At 69.5% G+C, this 17177-nt stretch carries 19 protein-coding genes; 6 read left to right on the top strand and 13 right to left on the bottom strand.

Annotated features, from left to right (window positions below):
- Positions 1 to 95: 95 nt before the first annotated feature.
- Complete coding sequence (locus AB8810_RS16170; RefSeq protein ID WP_191824805.1) at positions 96 to 845, top strand: FadR/GntR family transcriptional regulator; 750 nt, start codon at positions 96 to 98, stop codon at positions 843 to 845.
- Positions 846 to 1012: 167 nt separating this feature from the next.
- Here the strand turns inward: AB8810_RS16170 and AB8810_RS16165 are convergent, their stop codons facing one another.
- A complete protein-coding gene (locus AB8810_RS16165) occupies positions 1013 to 2746 on the bottom strand; it encodes a PQQ-binding-like beta-propeller repeat protein (RefSeq protein ID WP_369914198.1) in 1734 nt (577 codons plus the stop codon).
- A gap of 803 nt (positions 2747 to 3549) precedes the next feature.
- On the opposite strand from AB8810_RS16165, the gene AB8810_RS16160 reads away from it, so the two are divergent.
- Both AB8810_RS16160 and AB8810_RS16155 read left to right on the top strand, forming a co-directional pair.
- Positions 3550 to 4686: an ATP-binding protein gene (locus AB8810_RS16160; RefSeq protein WP_369914197.1), complete on the top strand. Its 1137-nt coding sequence runs from the start codon at positions 3550 to 3552 to the stop codon at positions 4684 to 4686.
- A gap of 309 nt (positions 4687 to 4995) precedes the next feature.
- Positions 4996 to 5766 carry an SGNH/GDSL hydrolase family protein gene (locus AB8810_RS16155; protein ID WP_369916679.1) on the top strand — a complete coding sequence of 257 codons (771 nt, stop codon included), beginning with the start codon at positions 4996 to 4998 and terminating at the stop codon, positions 5764 to 5766.
- 109 nt (positions 5767 to 5875) lie between these two features.
- Here the strand turns inward: AB8810_RS16155 and AB8810_RS16150 are convergent, their stop codons facing one another.
- The 3 genes from AB8810_RS16150 to AB8810_RS16140 form a co-directional block, all read right to left on the bottom strand.
- Complete coding sequence (locus AB8810_RS16150; protein WP_369914196.1) at positions 5876 to 6973, bottom strand: S41 family peptidase; 1098 nt, start codon at positions 6971 to 6973, stop codon at positions 5876 to 5878.
- Positions 6974 to 7132: 159 nt separating this feature from the next.
- Positions 7133 to 7843, bottom strand: coding sequence for an rRNA pseudouridine synthase (locus AB8810_RS16145; RefSeq protein WP_369914195.1), 711 nt, complete (start codon positions 7841 to 7843; stop codon positions 7133 to 7135).
- Positions 7844 to 7913: 70 nt separating this feature from the next.
- Positions 7914 to 8420, bottom strand: a complete 507-nt coding sequence (locus AB8810_RS16140) for a YgjP-like metallopeptidase domain-containing protein (protein WP_179563724.1) — start codon at positions 8418 to 8420, stop codon at positions 7914 to 7916.
- 124 nt (positions 8421 to 8544) lie between these two features.
- Between AB8810_RS16140 and AB8810_RS16135 the strand changes: the two genes are divergently transcribed.
- A complete protein-coding gene (locus AB8810_RS16135; RefSeq protein WP_179563725.1) occupies positions 8545 to 9081 on the top strand; it encodes a DUF2058 domain-containing protein in 537 nt (178 codons plus the stop codon).
- A 172-nt stretch (positions 9082 to 9253) separates the two neighbouring features.
- Here the strand turns inward: AB8810_RS16135 and AB8810_RS16130 are convergent, their stop codons facing one another.
- Positions 9254 to 10033: an SDR family NAD(P)-dependent oxidoreductase gene (locus tag AB8810_RS16130; protein WP_369914194.1), complete on the bottom strand. Its 780-nt coding sequence runs from the start codon at positions 10031 to 10033 to the stop codon at positions 9254 to 9256.
- Between the two features lie 271 nt (positions 10034 to 10304).
- Between AB8810_RS16130 and AB8810_RS16125 the strand changes: the two genes are divergently transcribed.
- Together AB8810_RS16125 and AB8810_RS16120 are read left to right on the top strand one after the other, a co-directional pair.
- Complete coding sequence (locus AB8810_RS16125) at positions 10305 to 11237, top strand: LysR family transcriptional regulator (RefSeq protein WP_369914193.1); 933 nt, start codon at positions 10305 to 10307, stop codon at positions 11235 to 11237.
- Between the two features lie 175 nt (positions 11238 to 11412).
- A complete protein-coding gene (locus AB8810_RS16120) occupies positions 11413 to 11679 on the top strand; it encodes a DksA/TraR family C4-type zinc finger protein (RefSeq protein WP_179563728.1) in 267 nt (88 codons plus the stop codon).
- A gap of 6 nt (positions 11680 to 11685) precedes the next feature.
- On the opposite strand, the gene AB8810_RS16115 is transcribed toward AB8810_RS16120, so the two are convergent.
- The 8 genes from AB8810_RS16115 to AB8810_RS16080 form a co-directional block, all read right to left on the bottom strand.
- Positions 11686 to 11958: a DUF2789 domain-containing protein gene (locus AB8810_RS16115; protein ID WP_179563729.1), complete on the bottom strand. Its 273-nt coding sequence runs from the start codon at positions 11956 to 11958 to the stop codon at positions 11686 to 11688.
- A gap of 104 nt (positions 11959 to 12062) precedes the next feature.
- Complete coding sequence (locus AB8810_RS16110) at positions 12063 to 12641, bottom strand: mechanosensitive ion channel family protein (protein ID WP_179563730.1); 579 nt, start codon at positions 12639 to 12641, stop codon at positions 12063 to 12065.
- Between the two features lie 132 nt (positions 12642 to 12773).
- A complete protein-coding gene (locus AB8810_RS16105) occupies positions 12774 to 13568 on the bottom strand; it encodes an EAL domain-containing protein (RefSeq protein WP_191824796.1) in 795 nt (264 codons plus the stop codon).
- A 97-nt stretch (positions 13569 to 13665) separates the two neighbouring features.
- Complete coding sequence (locus AB8810_RS16100; RefSeq protein WP_179563732.1) at positions 13666 to 13863, bottom strand: hypothetical protein; 198 nt, start codon at positions 13861 to 13863, stop codon at positions 13666 to 13668.
- 16 nt (positions 13864 to 13879) lie between these two features.
- Positions 13880 to 14215: a YkgJ family cysteine cluster protein gene (locus AB8810_RS16095; protein WP_179563733.1), complete on the bottom strand. Its 336-nt coding sequence runs from the start codon at positions 14213 to 14215 to the stop codon at positions 13880 to 13882.
- The gene (locus AB8810_RS16090; protein WP_179563734.1) at positions 14212 to 14892 is read right to left on the bottom strand and encodes a methyltransferase; all 681 of its coding nucleotides are present in this window, start codon (positions 14890 to 14892) and stop codon (positions 14212 to 14214) included. The genes AB8810_RS16095 and AB8810_RS16090 overlap by 4 nt, the downstream gene beginning before the upstream one ends.
- A gap of 242 nt (positions 14893 to 15134) precedes the next feature.
- Entirely contained in the window at positions 15135 to 16493 is a 1359-nt protein-coding gene (locus AB8810_RS16085) for an Hsp70 family protein (protein WP_369914192.1), read from the bottom strand.
- 170 nt (positions 16494 to 16663) lie between these two features.
- Complete coding sequence (locus tag AB8810_RS16080; protein WP_179563736.1) at positions 16664 to 17134, bottom strand: peptidylprolyl isomerase; 471 nt, start codon at positions 17132 to 17134, stop codon at positions 16664 to 16666.
- Positions 17135 to 17177: the final 43 nt, after the last annotated feature.

Below are 17177 nucleotides of genomic sequence, written 5' to 3'. Positions count from 1 at the left end.
CCCGGGCCACCGGATTTGCCGTGAAAAAATCAAGACTTCCGCGCCGAAATCGCCGTGCTACTCTCGATCTTTCCTTGTAAAAACGGCTGCCTGCAATGAAATCGCACCATCTGGGCAGGGGGGCGCGACAGTTCGGAAGCACGACGCTCAGCTCGCAATTGCTCGATGCGCTGGGGCGCGATGTCGTGGCCGGCATCTACGGTTTGCAGAGTTTCCCCACCGAGGCGGAGATTTCCTCGGCGTACTCCACCAGCCGCAGCGTGACCCGCGAAGCGATCAAGATGCTGACCGCTAAGGGCCTGCTGTCCGCGCGCCCGCGCAGCGGCATCGTGGTCCGGCCCGAGCAGACCTGGAGCCTGCTGGATCCGGACGTGCTGCGCTGGATGCTGGAACGCAAGTTCTCGCACAGCCTGCTGCGTTCGTTCACCGAAATGCGCCAGGGCATCGAGCCGATGGCGGCCAAGCTGGCCGCGCAGCAGGGCAATGCCGAGGCGATCGGCAAGATCCAGCACGCGCTGCAACGCATGATCGCGGCCGGCCGCGGCGAAGACGATCACCTGTCCTCGGACGTGGCCTTCCATGTCGCGATCCTCGACGCGACCGGCAATCCGTTCTACATGCAATTCCACGAGCTGGTGAACACCGCGCTGAGTTTTTCGATCCAGTTCACCAACCGCATCGGCGGGCATACGGCGAGCATCCCGGCGCACCGTCGGGTCCTGAACGCGATCAAGAGCGGCGACGGGGACAAGGCGCAGGCGGCGATGTTCACCATCATCCACGACGTGCTGTCGCTGATTGCGGGCGAAGAAAGCCGGGAAGCGAAAAAGAAGAAGCGGTCGTAAGGATTGGCGCTGGGCTGCGCGCTTGTCGCCTGCGTGGTGGAAGCGCCGCTGTCGCGCCGTCGGCCGCCGGCCTGCCTCGCAGCGGCTGCATCGTCTACGAAAACAGCCCTCCTGCAGGCGCAGGAGGACTGTCGGTTCTAGCCTGTCTCGGCTGCGTCGCCGCGCGATCAGTGAGCGTGCGAGGTGGCCGGGACGAACTTGTACAGCTTGTGCACGCCGGTGCCGAAGTTGAAGCGGCTATAGCCCGCGCCCCAGTACACCGCGCCGTCGACCACGGCCGGCGCGCTGGACACCGAACCGCCGGCATCGAAGCTCCACAGGGTCTTGCCGGTCTCGGCGTCGAGCACGGTCATCGCGCCGGACATCGAACCTGCGTAGACCAGTCCGGGCGAGGACGCGAGCGGACCACGGCCGCCGGCGCCGAACGTGGTCTGGATCGGATCGATGCCCGGCACCTTCACCTGCCACAGGATCCTGCCGCTGGCCGCGTCCAGCGCCGCCCACGAGCCAGCGTTCCAGGTCTCGGTGTTGCCGGGGGCCAGGGTGTAGCTGGTGTGGTTGTTGTTGTTGATGGCGACGTAGACCCGCGATTTGAGCGGATCCACCGACGAGCCCCATTCGATGCCGCCGGCGGTGCCGCCCGGACCGACCTGGGTGGACCACACGGTGCGTCCGCTGTCGGCGTCGAAGGCCCAGTACACGCCGCTCTTCTGCCCGGCGCCGACCAGGGCCTGCGGCTTGCCGTTGCGGATCGCGGTGAACAGGTTGGCGCCGCCGCCGCTGAAGTCGTAGTCCGGCCCCTGCGGTTCCTGGCACACACCGGCGGTCGGCGCGACCAGGCACGACAGCGACCAGGCGTCGGCGCCCTGCAGGCGGCGCGTCCACACCGGCTTGCCGCTGCGCATGTCCAGCGCCAGCACCGAATCCACGTAGTTGTCCGGCGCCAGGCAGGTCAGCTGTGCGGTCTTGTCGCCGTTGGCGTTCTTGACGCAGCTGGCCACGTCCAGCGGCACCGAATAGTTGTTGCCGGTGGTGGCGTAGACGCGCTGCCGTTGCGGATCGATCGCCAGCGTGCCCCACACCGAGGCGCCGGTATAGCCTTCCGGTGCGGTGCGGAAGCTCCACAGCAGCTTGCCGGTCTTCAGGTCGAGCGCGGCCACGCTGCCGCGGAAGGAAAATTTGTAGCCAGGGCTCAGTCCGCCCCAGTCGCCGGAAGACACGCCGACGTAGACGCGATCGCCGTATACCACCGGCGAAGCGGTGATGCGCGCTTGCGCATTGGCTTCGACCAGGGTCTTCCACAGCAGCTTGCCGGTGTTCTTGTCGATCGCCACCACCGTGCCGCTGGCCTGGTCGCCGACCAGGACGCTGTTGCGCGCGATCGCCGGGCTGTTGCGCGACAGCGAGGCGGCATTGCCGGTGTAGTCGGACAGTTTCACCTGCCACACCGCCTTGCCCAGCGTGGTGTCGATGCGATACAGCTGGCCGCCCCAGTCGGGCACGTACAGCGCGCTGCCCTGCACGGTCGGCGTGGCGGACACGTCGCCTGCGGTGGTGAAGGTCCATGCGGTCTTCAGCCGCGCCGCGTTGAACGGAGTGATCTGCCATTCGGCCGGGGCGAAGCGCGTGTTGAGATAGCCGCCACCGGCGTTTTCCCAGCTGCTGCGCGTGGCATAGGGCGCGCCGCCGCCGAATGCCGTGCCATAGCCAGCGGTGGAACCGGAGCTTGCGTTGTCGCCGTAGCTGCCGCCCTGCGGGCTGGCGGACGCTGCGCTGTCGTTCGGAGCTTGCGCCGGGGCAGGGCTTGCGGATTGTGCCGACGCCGCCGTGGCGAGCATCAATCCGGGAGCCAACGCCAGCCACAGCAGAGAGAGTTTCCGGTGCGCGTAATGCCTGTTCATGCGGTGTCCTTCGGGGCTTGGAGTGGGGACCCCCCCTTCACTACCGACGCAATGGTAGGAACGGAAAACGGCGCGTGTCATGTACGTACAAAAAAGTTAGGGCCGGCGAAAAGGTTGCATGGATAGCGAAAAACAATCGCGCTCGCGGCATCGCGTAGCAAACGTGTGCATTGCCGATGGCAGGCATGCCGCAGCGTCTGCGCTTCGGCATTCGTCGCTTCCCTTGTCGGGCAACGGCTTGTGCCTCCGGCATCCGGTATGCGGGCGTTCGTCCTTGCGCGGTAGGCGTGCCGATGCGGGGCAGGCGCCGGCGCATGAGTGGCGACTGAATGCCGGGCGTGTGGCGCGGCGGCACGCCTGCGATCGGCCCGAGCGGAGGCTGCCGCGTGGCGTTTTGGTGACAGGTTGCGCGTCGCATCGCTGGCGTGTGCCGCGTTCGCGTGCGGATCCCTGGCGGATCGCCATTGCGCACATTCCCGATGTCGCATCGGTACGGCCGTGCGCCTTGTCGCTTCGGTGCCGCACACGAGAATCGATCCGTTCAGCGGCCGCGTGTGGTACCGCGCGCCACCGCGAACACCGGGCGGCGGTACATGGCATCGCCTCGTCCGTTCCGGCAGGCCCAGGTGTACGCATTCAACCGGGAATGTTTAAGCTGGCGCATCGACGCTGGGGGCTGACGCAATGAAGACGTTTTGCTTGGAAGGCCGCGGGGCGGCGGCAAGCGGCGCCGGGGGCGTGCTCGCGGCGAACGGTCGTGCTCGGCGGCTACGGCGCGGCCGCCCGAGTGCGAGGGGGCGGGCATGAAGTTGGCCGATTTCATCGAGGCGAATATCGAGCCGTTGTGCGACGACTGGATCGCGTTCGCGCGCACCCGCGGTGCGGAAGGCGAAGCGATGAGCGCATTCCAGTTGCGCGATCACGCCGCGCAGCTGCTGGCCGAAATCGTCGCCGACATGCGCGCGCCGATGAGCGCGACGGAACTGCGGCTCAGGTCGCTGGATGCCGGCTCGGAGCAATTCGAGACCGACGGCGCCGCGAGCCTGCATGCCCGGCAACGGGTCAAGCACGGCTTCGGCATGATGCAGCTGGTCTCGGAATTCCGTGCGCTACGTGCCAGCGTGATGCGTCTGTGGAGTCGATCCGGGCACACGCCGGGGGTGCAGGATCTGCCGGACATGAGCCGCTTCAACGAGGCGCTGGACCAGATCCTGGCCGATTCGGTGCGCGCCTTCATGGAGAGCGTGGAGCAGACCCAGCACCTGTTCATGGGCATCCTCGGCCACGACCTGCGCGGGCCGCTGTCGGCGGTGATGAGCTGCGCGGACCTGATGCTGGGGCAGGGCGAGGCGCAAGCGCCGCAGGCGCGCGTGTTGCTGCGCAGCGCCATGCAGATGAAGGCGATCCTGGACGACCTGATGGACTTCACCGGCGACAACCTGGGCGTGTCCACGCCGGTGCGTCCGCAAGCGGCCAGCCTGGACGCGCTGGCCCAGGACGTCGTCGACGAGATGGCCACGATCTATCCGAAACGGGCGATGCAGGTGCTCACGGTCGGCGATTTGCGCGGCAGTTGGGACGCGATGCGGCTGCGCCGGGTGATCGCGAACCTGCTGAACAACGCATTGAAATACGGCAGCCGCGATCAGCAGATCACGATCGCATTGAACGGCCTGGCGGCGGACGAGGTGGGCCTGAGCGTGCACAACCTGGGGCCGCCGATTCCCGAGGCGATGCTGGCCTCGGTGTTCGAGCCGCTGACCACGACCGCGCACGCCGACGGCACGCCACAGGTCGCCGGCGCGAATCTGGGCCTGGGCCTGTACATCGTCGACCGGATCGTCGCGGCGCATGGCGGGCGCATCGAGGTCAGCTCCTCGCAGCAGGATGGCACCCGTTTCCTGGCGACGCTGCCGCGGCAGGCCGCCGCCAGCAACTGAGCGAAGCCGGCCTGCCGCGCTACCAGCGACGGCGCGTTCCCACCGGAGCACAAGCCCCTCTCCCCACGGGAGAGGGGTTGGGGTGAGGGTACGGGCGCAGCATCGCCGAGGCGAGAATACGAGCGAGCTCCGTGCGCAGAAACCGCGGGTAACGCTGCATCGGCAATGCCGCGCACACTGCTTGTGCGCTCCGCGCACACCGCCCAAGCCACCGCCCCGCGCGCAGGCGCACGATTTGGATTAGGGTGACGCGTTTCCCCGAGCTGGAGGTGGATCGTGAAGCCCTTGTCGCATGCCGCACTGTTGTCGCTGTGCCTGAGTGTCGCCCATCCTGCGTTCGCGCAGACCGCCGCGCCTGCCGCCGACGCGTTGCAGGGCAAGGTGGACGCGCTGTACACGCAGGCGCCGGACACGCTGCAGGCCAAGGACGTGGCCGAGCTGCAGCAGCGCCTGCTGGACTGGGCGCAGCTCGGTCGCTATCGCGCCGACAACGCCGCGCTGGCGCCGCCGGCCGCGGGCGAGCGGCGCGTGGTGTTCTACGGCGATTCGATCACCGACATGTGGGGGCGTAGCGAGGGCGCCAAGTTCTTCCCCGGCAAGCCCTACGTCAATCGCGGCATTTCCGGGCAGACCACCGCGCAGATGCTGGTGCGCTTTCGCCAGGACGTCATCGACCTGAAGCCGGCAGCCGTGGTGATCCTGGCCGGCACCAACGACCTGGCCGGCAACACCGGCCTGTCCACGCAGCGCATGATCGAAGACAACCTGCGCTCGATGGCCGAGCTGGCGCAGGCCAACCACATCAAGCTGGTACTGGCGTCGGTGCTGCCGGTCAGCGACTACCCGTGGCGGCCGGGCCTGCAGCCGGCGGAAAAGATCCGCGCGCTCAACGCGTGGATCAAGCAGTACGCGCAAAGCCATGGCGCGGTGTACCTGGACTACCACGGCAAGATGAGCAATCGCCAGGGCGGCCTGGACAAGGCCCTGGCCAACGACGGGGTGCATCCCACCGCGGCCGGTTACGCGCTGATGGCGCCATTGGCGCAGCAGGCGGTGGAGCGCGCGTTGGCGCAGCCGTAGAGCGTGTCACGCAACAGCACCTGCTCGTGGAGCGATGACACGCCTTGAGTGTTGCCGCGGCCAGGCGTTCGGCGCAGCCGGAGCAGCCGATCGCGATCGCGCCAAGGCGCTAGGGCGCGCCGTTGGCGGGCGACACCGCGGCCACTTCGCGGCGCAGCCAGGCGCTCACCGCCGCGTCGTCGGCGAGGTACACATGCGGCGCATAGGCCTGCATCGCGCCGCGCTGGCGCCCCTCCAGGCGCTGCATCGGCAGCAGCAACGTCGCGCGTCCGCTCGGCAGCGGCACGCTTTCCACTTCGGTGTAGAGCGTGTCGGCGCCGGTCGGCTGGCCGACCTGCTCCACGCCGGGACCTTCCAGCAGCCGGTCCATGAAATCCAGGCAGGCGCTGATGCAGGCGCCATCGGTGATCGCGACGATGCGTGCCGGGCCGCCGCGCGGCGGGGTGCCGCCCGCCGCGCTCGGCAGCGGGTCGCGAAACAGCGCCTCTCCCTGGCGTTGCGCCGCGCGCAGGCCGTCCAGCAAGCGGTCGAAGCCGGGCAGTTCCTGCGGATAGCGCGCGGCGATCCGCGCGCGGCGCGTCTGCAGGTTGTCGATCACGCCGTCGGAGACCCGCCACAGCGAGGCGCTGGCGCGGCGGCGGTCCAGCGCGGGCAGCGCCTGCTCGCCCCAGATCGCGGCCAGCACCGCGTCGCCGGGCGCCGCGGCGCCGCCGCCGTTGCCGCGCAGGTCCAGGACCAGCAGTGCGGGCGTGTGCTGGCGCAGCGCGTCCGCCGCCGCGGCGATCGCGGCCTGCGTCGTTTCGAAGCCGGGATCGCCGGCATAGAAGGTCGGCAGGGTCAGTTTCCAGGCCGTCGGCGTGAGGCGTTCGAATGCGCCCTGCGCGGCGGTGTCGGGTGCGGGTGCGGTCGCGCTCGCGGCGGTGGTGTCGGGCGAGGCCAGTTCGATCGCGACATGCGGATCGCCGAACGAGGCGACATAGGCCTGCATGACCTGGGCATAGCCGGCACGATCGACGATGCGCCGCGCCTGGGCCTGCGCCGCGCTCGCTGCCTGCCGCGCCTGCGCGGCCAGCGCCGGATCCGCGCCGGGGGCCAGGCCCGGATGATCGGCGGCGATGCGCGCGGCGGCGAACTGCAGGTCGGCTTGCGCCACCGCGGCATCGGTCGGCGCCACGGCCAGTGCCGCGGCCAGAATCGTTGCGATCATGCGTGTCCCCTTTTGCCCGCGGCGAGTGTCGGCCGCCAGTCGCGACGCGCGCAATAGGCCGCAAGGCAGGGGGACTTCGCGCCGCCAGGCTCGATTGTGCGCGCCGGCACGGCTGCGTGCGCCGTGCGTCGGCGCGTCACCGGTTCCGGCCGCCGCCGCTCAGAAGCGCTCGCCGCCGGGCAGATAACGCCATTCGCCCGGTGCCAGCTTGCCCAACGGAATGCGGCCCACGCGCAGGCGCCGCAAGCTGATCGCTTCCAGCCCGACCTCGGCGCACATGTGCTGCAGCTGCCCGGGCTGCACGTGCTTGATCGCGAAGCGCAGGCGGTCCTCGTTCTGCCAGCTGACCTTGCACGGCGGCAGGCTGCGCTGCCGGTAGACCAGGCCGTGCGCCAGCCGCAACATGCCGTAGGGCCGCAGTTCGCCGCGCACCTCGACCACGAACTCCTGTTCGATCGAGGTCGCGTCCTCGGTCAGGCGGCGCAGCACGCGGCCATCCTGGCTCAGCACCAGCAGACCGCTGGCGGCGTCTTCCAGCGGCAGCGGCGCGTTCAGGCGCATGAAGTGGCGTTTCAGCACGCGTACGTCGGCCATGTCCAGGCCGCTGCGCGTCGCGGGCGTGACCAGGGCCAGGGCGGCGTCCAGGCCCAGCCCGGCCGGTTTGTGCAGCAGCAGGGTGGCCGGCTCGACCGCGCCCAGTTGCGCGTCGGCGGCCAGGGTCACCTGCTGCGTGGTCACCGCCGCCTGCGGTTCCTCGACCACCACGCCGTCCACGCTGACCCAGCCGCCCTCGATGTACTGCTGCGCTTCGCTGCGCGAGCACGGCAGCATGGCGGCCACGTATTTGTCGAGGCGGGTAGGGGCGGACATCGAATGGCTCGGCGATCAGGGCAGGGCAGTGTACGTGCAGCCGTCGCCGCGCTGCCATGCGTGGTACCGCTCAGCGGTCCGCGGTACCGGCGAGGTCGAGCTGGGTCAGGTACAGGCGCAGGTCGAATTCCAGCTGGTGGTAGTCCGGCGCCATGTGCGTGCACAGCTGGTAGAACGGCTTGTTGTGCGCGCTTTCCTTCAGATGCGCCAGTTCGTGCGCCACGATCATCTGCAGGAACGCCGCCGGCGCGTCGCGGAACACGCCGGCGATGCGGATCTCGCGGCTGGCCTTGAGCCGGCTGCCCTGCACCCGCGAGACGCTGGTGTGGGTGCCCAGCGCGTGCTTCACCGCCTGCAGCCGGTTGTCGTAGATGACCTTGTGCAGCGGCTCGGAGCTGCGCATGTGGCGGTCCTTCAGGGCCAGCGTGTAGTCGTACAGCTGGCGGTCGTTGCGGACCGGATTGGGCGTGTCGTAGCGCTTGCGCAGCCATTCGCCGAGGCGATCGCGCGCGATCAGTTCGCGGACTTGGTCCTGCACATGCGGCGGATAGCCGACGAGGTATTTCAGCGCTTGCATGGCGCCACGATAGCGCGCCATGGCCGCCGGCACGAGCGGTGGCCGCCGCCGCGCAGCCGCGGCCAGGGGTCTGCCGCAGCGGGTAAGATAGCGGCCAACGTCTTGGATCGACTGGATTTTCCCGATGCGCAATCCCCTGCAGGAACAACTGCTCAAGGCCGGCCTGGTGAAGAAGAACCAGGTGGCGCAGGTCGCGCGCGAGCAGGCCAAGGCGCGCCATGGCAAGGCGCCGCCGCCGCCCAGCGCCGAGCAGCTGGAGAGCGAGCGGCTGCGGCTGGAACGGGTAGAGCGCGACCGCGCGCTGGCCGCCGAGCGCAATGCGCAGGTGCGCGCGCAGGAACAGCGCGCGCAGGCGCGGCAACTCGTCGACAGCCACAAGCTCAAGGCCGATGGCGAGATCGACTACCACTTCACCGATGCCGGCAAGATCCAGCGCTTGCGGGTGGATGCGGCCTTGCGCGCGCAGCTGATCAGCGGCGCGGCGGTGATCGCGCGGCTGGATGCCGGCTATGCGCCGATTCCGCGCGCGGTGGTGGAAAAGGTGGCCAGCCGCGATCCCGCCGCGATCGTGCTCGACACCACCCAGGCCGCGCCGGCGGCCAGCGACGAGGACGACGCGTACTACAGCCGCTTCCAGGTGCCGGACGACCTGATCTGGTAGCCGCCGGCACCGCCACGCTCGACACCCCTCGGCGTGCGCGAAAAGCGGCGTGCGGCGTGCGCGGACACGATGCGCCGCGCCGCGTATTGGAATGGCCGCATCGGATCTCGCCCATGAACGTGGCGGCGATACGGATCGATCCATTGCCGCTGCGCGCACGTCGCGCCGCGGCTCACACGATGGTCGGAGTGATGCCGCCATCCACGCGCAGCGCCGCGCCATTGGTCGCCGCCGACAGCGGACTCGCCACGTAGGCGACCAGGCTGGCGACCTCTTCGGGCTCGATCATGCGCTGGATCAGCGAGCTGGCGCGTTCCTTGGCGAAATACTCGCGTTCCATCGCCTCGGGTGGCATGTCCGGATCGCTGGCGACGCTGCGCATGAACTCCTCGATGCCGGCCGAGCGCGTGGTGCCGGGCAGCACCGCATTGACGGTGACGCGGGTGCCCTTGGTGGTCGCCGCCAGGCCGCGCGAAATGGCCAGCTGCGCGGTCTTGGTCATGCCGTAATGGATCATGTTGGGTGGGACCAGGACCGCGCTTTCGCTGGAGATGAAGATGATCCGGCCCCAGTCGCGCGCCAGCATGCCGGGCAGGTAATGCCGGGCCAGGCGCGCGCCGCTCAGGACGTTGACTTCGAAGAAGCGCAGCCAGTCCGCATCGCTGATCTCGCCGAATTCCTTGGATTCGTAGATGCCCAGGTTGTTGATCAGCACGTCGACCTGCGGCAGCGCGGCGGTGAGCGCCGCGGCGCCTTGCGCGGTCGCCGGGTCGGCCAGCACGCTGCGCACGTTGCCGCCGATGCTGGCGGCGGCAGTGTCCAGATTGGCCTGGTTGCGGCCGCAGATGATCAGCTCGGCGCCTTCGGCGGCGAGCGTGCGGGCGATGGCCAGGCCGATGCCGGCGGTGGCGCCGGTGACGAGAACGGTCTTGCCGTCGAGTTGCAGATCCATGAGGTCATCCTTCGGTGAGAGAGAGGGAAGCGGTGCGGCGCTGGCCGCATCCGGCGGAAAAGGTGGGGTGCGGCGGGCGCTGCGCGCGCGGGTCCGGCATCCGCGCTGCCGCCAGGCGTGGCCGCGCTGTTCGTCCGGGGATCGATGCTGCGCTGGTGGAGGGCGCGGGCTTGCGGTTCGATCGGAAGCGCCACGATAGGCCGCGGCGGCGGATTTGATAATCCGCCGCGCACGCCTATGATCTGTGAAGCGTATTCACAGGTTGGACGCAATGGACAATCGGGCCGGCGAAATGCAGGTGTTCCTGCGGGTCGTGGAGGCCGGCAGTTTCTCTGCGGCGGCACGCCTGCTGCGCATGACGCCGTCCACGGTCAGCAAGCTGATCGGCCGCGTCGAGACCCGTCTTGGCGTGCGCCTGCTGGAGCGTTCGACCCGGCGCCTGTCGCTGACCGCCGAAGGCCAGGTCTACTACGAGCGCAGCCTGTCGCTGCTCGCCGAACTCGACGACGTGGAGCGCGACCTCGGCCGCGGCGCGGCCAGCGCCGGCGGCAGCGTGCGGGTGAATGCGTCGGTGGCGTTCGGCATTCTCGGCCTGGAGCCGCTGCTGCCGGCGTTCTGGCAGGCGCATCCGCAGATCGTGGTCGATCTTTCGCTGTCCGACGAGATGGTCGATCTGTACCTGGATCGCACCGACGTCGCGTTCCGCGTCGGCGCCTTGCAGGATTCGAGCATGATGGCGCGGCATGTCGGCGTGGCGCGGCGCAAGATCGTCGCCGCGCCGGCCTATCTGGCGCGCCACGGCACGCCGCGCAGCATCGACGCGCTGTCGCGGCACAGCTGCCTGGGCTTCAATTTCCGTCGCGCCGCACCGGTGTGGCCGCTCGCGCACAGCGGCCGCATCGTCGATCGCACGGTGCAGGGCGCGCTGCTCGCCAACAACGGCGAAACGGTGCGGCGCATGGCCGTCGCCGGCATCGGCCTGGCGCGGCTGGGCGATTATCACGTGCGCGACGATCTGGCTGCGGGCCGCCTGGTGGAAGTGCTGCAGGAAGCGGTGGAAGGCGATACCGAGGAGATCCATGCGCTCTATCGCGGCGGCCCGCGCTTGCCGCAGCGCGTGCGCGTGTTCCTGGATTTCGTGGTGCCGCGGTTGCAGCGGTTTCTGGCTGGGCGCGAGCCGGAACTGGGGAGCCGGGACGCCTGATCTTGCGCTACGGATCTAGTGCGCGATACGCGCGGGTTCCCGGCATCGGTGCAGTGGCCGGCTTTGCCGCGCCCGGGGTCGCGACTGAATCCCCAAGCAATGTGAAGGCGCCTGCCATTGCATTGGCGGGCGCCGGCCGCATCATCGGAAACAGGCGACACAGCAGGAGACGGCGATGGCCACAGGGTGGGCAAACGACGGCGCGGTGCAGGACCAGATCGACGCCACCGTCGAAGATGCGATCAAGCGTGCGCGCAGCCAGCTGCCGCAGGGCCCGAGCCTGGAGCACTGCGAAGCCTGCGATGCGCCGATTCCCGAGGCGCGGCGCAAGGCGGTGCCCGGGGTGCGCCTGTGCGTGGCCTGCCAGGAAGCGCACGACCACGAACGGCACGAGCACAGCGGCTATAACCGCCGCGGCAGCAAGGACAGCCAGCTGCGCTGAGGCGACTCAGTCGTCGTTGGCGGCGGTGCTGACCGGCGGTACCGGCCGCGAGTGCAGCGCGATGTTGAGTTGATCGACCACCATCGCCCAGTCGGCGTCGTCGATGCGTTCCTCGCGCAGCAACTGCGCCTGGGCCGGCGTCCAGAACGGCGCTTCTTCCAGCCGCATCGTGTCCGGCAGCGGCGAATGGCGGCCGATGAACTGGCGGATCTCGGTTTCGCTATTGGGCAGGCCCAACTGGGCGAACAGCTCGGCGAACGGGTGGACGGGTTGTTCCATGGGGCACCTTGTCGTTGGGGGCGCGTGCCGCGATGCGGCGGCGCACGAGCCAGGCACGATACCGCTCGTGCGATCAGTGTCTTGTTAGGACGTGCGCTTGCGCGCTAGCCGAGTCCCGGCGGCACCGGGTGGCCGCGCCAGCGCCGCGTGCTGCGCTGGAAGAACAGGCTGTTGGGAATCTGCAGCACGCTGTCGCCATCGTCGCCGCGGTTCTCGCGCAGCGTGGTGTAGATCAGGTTGATGTCCACCACCTGGCCCTTGAGTCCGGGCTTTTCGCCGTTCTCGAGCAGTTCGATGTGGTCGTGCAGGCGGAACGGCCGCGTGGCGAAGATCAGCAGCGTGCAGAAGATGTTCGACAGCACGCTCCAGGCCGCGAAGAACGCCACCGCCGCCACTGCGGCGAAGCCGGTGAACGCGGTCCACAGCACCGTGCCGGACACGCCGAGCCGGTCCAGGATCAGCAGCAGCGCCGTGCTGTAGATCACGAAGCCGCTGCCGCGGCGCGCCAGCATCGTCAGTTCGGGCGGCAGCGCGTGGTGCTCGCTCAGTCGCCGCACCAACCGCCGCAGCAACGTGCGCAACAGCCATGCGCCGAGCACGATCAGCGCGATCTGCGCGCTCGGCACGATCAGGTCCAGCCAGCGGTGGGCCCAGGGTGGCAGCATGGTGTGCAGCGAGGACATCGGCGGGTTCGGCATGGCGGGGGAGGCGCGATGGTCGCAATCGTCGCCGCATCGGGCAAGTGCGGATGGCGTCCGGCCGGCGCCATCGCCGCCACGCCGACGCTGCAGCGCAGGCGCGCGGCCGGGCGTCGCTCAGGCGGCCTGTTCCAGGCTGGCCCAGCGTTCCGCAGGGATCTCCGGCAGCGCCTCCAGCGCAGGCATCGCGAACAGGAAACCCTGGTACAGGTCGATGCCCAACGCGCGCAGCGCGCGGTACTCGGCGGGCGTTTCCACGCCCTCGGCAAGCACCTGGCAACCCAGTGCGGCCGCCATGCCGACGATGCCGGCGACGATATGCCGGCGCGGCGCGCTGGTATCGATGTCGCGGATCAGGGCCATGTCCAGCTTGAGCAGATGCGGCTGGAAATTGGCGAGCAGGTTGAGCCCGGAGTGACCGGCACCGAAATCGTCGATCGCGGTCAGGAATCCGCGCTGCGCGTAGTCGCGCAGGATCCGCACCACCTTGCTGAGATCGCGGATGTGCTCGGACTCGCTCATCTCGAAGATCAGATCGCCGGTCGGCACGCCGTAGCGCTCGGCCGCGGCCAGGGTCAGGCGGATGCAGGTCGCCGGTTCGTAGACCGCATTGGGAATGAAATTGATCGACAGCCGGGTGCGCAGGCCCAGCCGCGCCGCGGTGGCGATCGCCTGCACCCGGCAGGTCTGGTCGAAGCGGTACAGCTGCTGCGGGCCGACCCGCGCCAACACCGCGGCCGCGCCGCTGCCGTCCTCGCCGCGGACCAGCGCCTCGTAGGCGTAGATCGTGCGCGCGCGCGCATCGACGATCGGCTGGAACGCCATGCGGATGCCGAAGTCGAGCGGTTCGCCATCGCGGCAATTGCCGCAGGCCGGCTGGCCCAGTTCAGCGGAGAGGGATCGCAGGAGCATGCTACGTGCGTCTACCGCAGCGAAGAGGCCTGGATTATCGGCCGGCGCCGTGAAGACGGCGCCGACATCGGCTGCGGCGCTGCCGCAGCGCGCGGGCTCAGCCGGCTTCGGCTTCGTCGACTTTCTTCAGCACGCGGGTGGTGCCGAGCACTTCGACGCGGCCGCCGGCCTTGCGGAACGCGGCCATGTCGGCCTCGATACGCTCGCGGCTGAGGCCTTTCTGCGCCTTGTCGCCGGCGCCGCTGCGTGCGGTCTTGGCGGTCGGGGGCGGGGTCTTGCTGGTGGGACGTGCCATGGTGAATCTCCTGGAGTCAGTACATCGTCAGGGGAATGCCGCGCGCCAACTGATCGTTGTGGATGCGGCGGATGTCGCGGCAATACGGGCCGGCCATCGTGAACTTGCGGCAGATCGCCGGGCGCTGTTCGTAGATCGAGCAGCACATGCGCTTGCTGTCCACCGCCACGCACCAGCCGTCCTCGTCGCGGGCCATCACGTGCAGGCCCTCGGCGGTGTGCTCGGTGTAGTGGTCGGGCACCTTGTCGTCGGGCATCAGCAGCACGGTCAGGCGGCAGCAGATCGCGTCGCAGCGGTCGCAGGCGACGGATTTTTCGGCCGGGGCGCGCGGTGTTGCCGGTTGCGCGCTCACGCGTTGCCGCCGATGGGCATGGCATCGCGGCGAAAGCGCAATACGCGGCCGCGGTAGGGCGGCAGATCGTCCGGACCCAACGGCATTTCGCGCTGTTCGCTGAGCGCATAGCCCTGCGTGGCCAGCGCGCGGGTCAGCGCGGCGCTGTTGCCGCGGCCCGGATCGGCGATCAGCACTTCCGCGCTCGCCGTCGCATGCCGCGCCAGCAACTCGGCCAGCAGCGCCGGATGCTGGTGTTCGTACAGCACGTCGCTGCCGATGATCACGTCGAAACGGCCCAGCTCGAGGTTGGGCTGGTCCCAGTCGAGGCGGCGGTACGGTACCGCGGGCATTTCGTTGAGCGCGGCGTTGTAGGCCAGGAACACCTCGGTCAGCGGATGGCGGTCGCTGGCGACGATGTCGGCGCCGCGGCGGCGCAGCACTAGGCTGGCCAGGCCCAGGCCGCAGCCGATCTCGAGGATGCGCTTGCCGCCGAAGTCGTACAGCGCCATCGCTTCGGCGAGCAGCCGCCCGGCCGGCCACACGTTGCCGAACAGGCTCCATTGCGCCGAGGAAATGCCGGCCGCTTCGGCTTGCGCGTCGGGATCGGAGAACTGTTGGGTGTCGAGCAGCGAACGGATGCGATAGTCCTGGCCGCCCAGGTTGAGCGTGTTGATCTGGGTGGTGTAGCCGGACACAGGCGCTCCCGGTGGATCCGGCCCGAAGCGGGACGGAGGCTGGCGCGAGAAGAGGGGCGAGTCGGGCGACAGAAACGGCCGGACGAGACGCGTGTAGAAACGTGACGCTGAAGCGTGACCGCGCATATTACGCCAGTCGCGCCTCTTGCGTATGAACGGAACCTGCGCTAGCGCCTTGCGCACGCGCGGCCGCGCCAGCGCGCGCTGCGGCGCGGTTGGCGAGACGCCGCGGGCTGCGCCGGTCAGCGCTGCGCGGCGGCCAGGGCCAGACCCTGGACCACGCCGAACGAAGGATCGCCGTGCACCAGGCGCGCCTGCGGGAACGCGGCGGCGACCACCTGCTGGATGTAGCCGGCGCGCGACATGCCGCCGGTCAGGAACACCGCGGCCGGATCGCAGGCGATGTCGCTGCGGACCTGCGCGAGCAGTTCGCCCAGCGCTTCCAGATAGCTGCGTGCGGCGTGGGTCAGCTCGTCGGCCCGCACCTGCACCTGCAGCCCGGCTTCGATGTAATCCAGCGCCTCCTCGTGCTGCGCGCTGTCGCTGAGAAGGATCTTGCTGCGCTCCACCGCGCGGTACAGGCGCGCGGTGTTGCCGGTGTCCTGCAATGCCTGCAGCCGCGTGTCGTACGGGTGCGGCACTTCGTCGTAGCGATGCTGGCGGAAATCGCGCTGGCGCGTGGTGTCCTGCACCATCGCCGCTTCGACGTAGTGGTGCGCCGGCACGCGGGTGCTGCCGCGGCCGAACAGCGGCATGTAGCTGGCCAGGCTCAGCGCCAGGTCGATGTCGGTACCGCCGCGGGCGATGCCCCAGGCGCGATGCACCTGCGGCGCGCCGTCGCCGCCGACGCTGGCGTGGGCGATGTCGGTGGTGCCGCCGCCGATGTCCACCACCACCGCGTCGTGGCGCTCGCCGCTGCCGGCGTGGTAGTGCATCGCCGCGGCGGCGGGTTCTTCCAGGAACGCGATGTCGTCGAAGCCGGCGGCGATCGCGGCGCTGTGCAGGATATCCAGCGCCTGCGCGTTGCCGGCCTCGCCGATCGAGCTGCGGAACTGCACCGGGCGCCCAAGCAGCGCGCTGCGCACCTGCATGCCGAGTTGCTGCGAGGCGGTCAGGCGGATGTGTTCGAGGATGTGCGTGGCGATGCCGGTAATGGTTTGCTTGGCGCGCGGATGCAGGTTGTAGCCGAGCATCGATTTCGGACTCTGCACCAGGCTGCCTTCGCCTTCGACGAAATACGCGTCCAGCGCCGCGTCGCCGTACACCGCGTTCTGCAGCAGCGCCGCGGAACTGCGCGGCTCGCGCATCTGCGCTTCCATCCATTGCCGGCGCACCACGCGGATCGCGTCGCGGCGCAACTCGTCGCGGCTGCGCTCGCGGCCGGCGGCGGCCGCATCGCGGCGGCCGGCCTCGATCAGCTCGTCCACCTGCCGCTCCAGCACCGGGGTCAGCTCGAAATCGGACGGATCGCGCATCACTTCCGGGAAGTACACGGTGGTGCGGAACTGGTGCTGGTCGCCGAAGCCGATCGGCACCACGCGGCCATCGATCACCGCGGCGGCGGCGGAGTTGCTGGTACCGAAGTCGATGCCGAGTCTCATGTCGCTGCGGGGCCGGGCAGGGGGCCGCGCACTGTGCGGCAAGCCGCAGCGCGGCGCAAGCCGGCGGCGGCCGCTGCAGGGAGATGGCCGCGCCTGTGGCTGCCGCCGCCGCACAATGCACGAGGCCCGCGATTGCGGGCCTCGTGCGGTTGCAGCCGGGATGCGGGCGGTTACAGCGCCGCGCCCGCGTGGCCCTGGTTCTTTTCCTGCTCGGTGGCATCGCGCACGCCGGCCACTTCCACCGCGAAATGCAGCACCTGCCCGGCCAGCGGATGGTTGCCGTCGATGGTCACCAGCTCCGCGCCGACCTCGGTGACCGTGACCAGCAGCGGGCCCTGGTCGGTCTGCGCCTGGAACTGCATGCCGGGCTGCAGGCCCTCGGCATCCGGGAACGAGCTGCGCGGCACCTGCTGCTGCAGTTGCTCGTGGCGCGGGCCGTAGCCTTCGGCCGGAATCACGTCGACCTGCACGCGTTCGCCGGGGCGCTTGCCGGTCAGCGCCTTTTCCAGCCCCGGCACGATGTTGCCGGCGCCGTGCAGATAGCTCAGCGGATTGTCCGGCGCGGATTGATCGATCACCTCGCCGGCGTCGTCGGTCAGGGTGTAGTGGATGGTGGCGACAAGGCCATTGGCGATCTCCATGGGAAACCTCATTCAGTAGGAAGTGGGATACGCCGGCACAGTC

It is taken from the genome of Xanthomonas sp. NCPPB 3005 (assembly GCF_041228095.2).
Lineage (GTDB): Bacteria > Pseudomonadota > Gammaproteobacteria > Xanthomonadales > Xanthomonadaceae > Xanthomonas_A > Xanthomonas_A bonasiae.
This window is presented reverse-complemented; position numbering and strand designations above follow the sequence as displayed.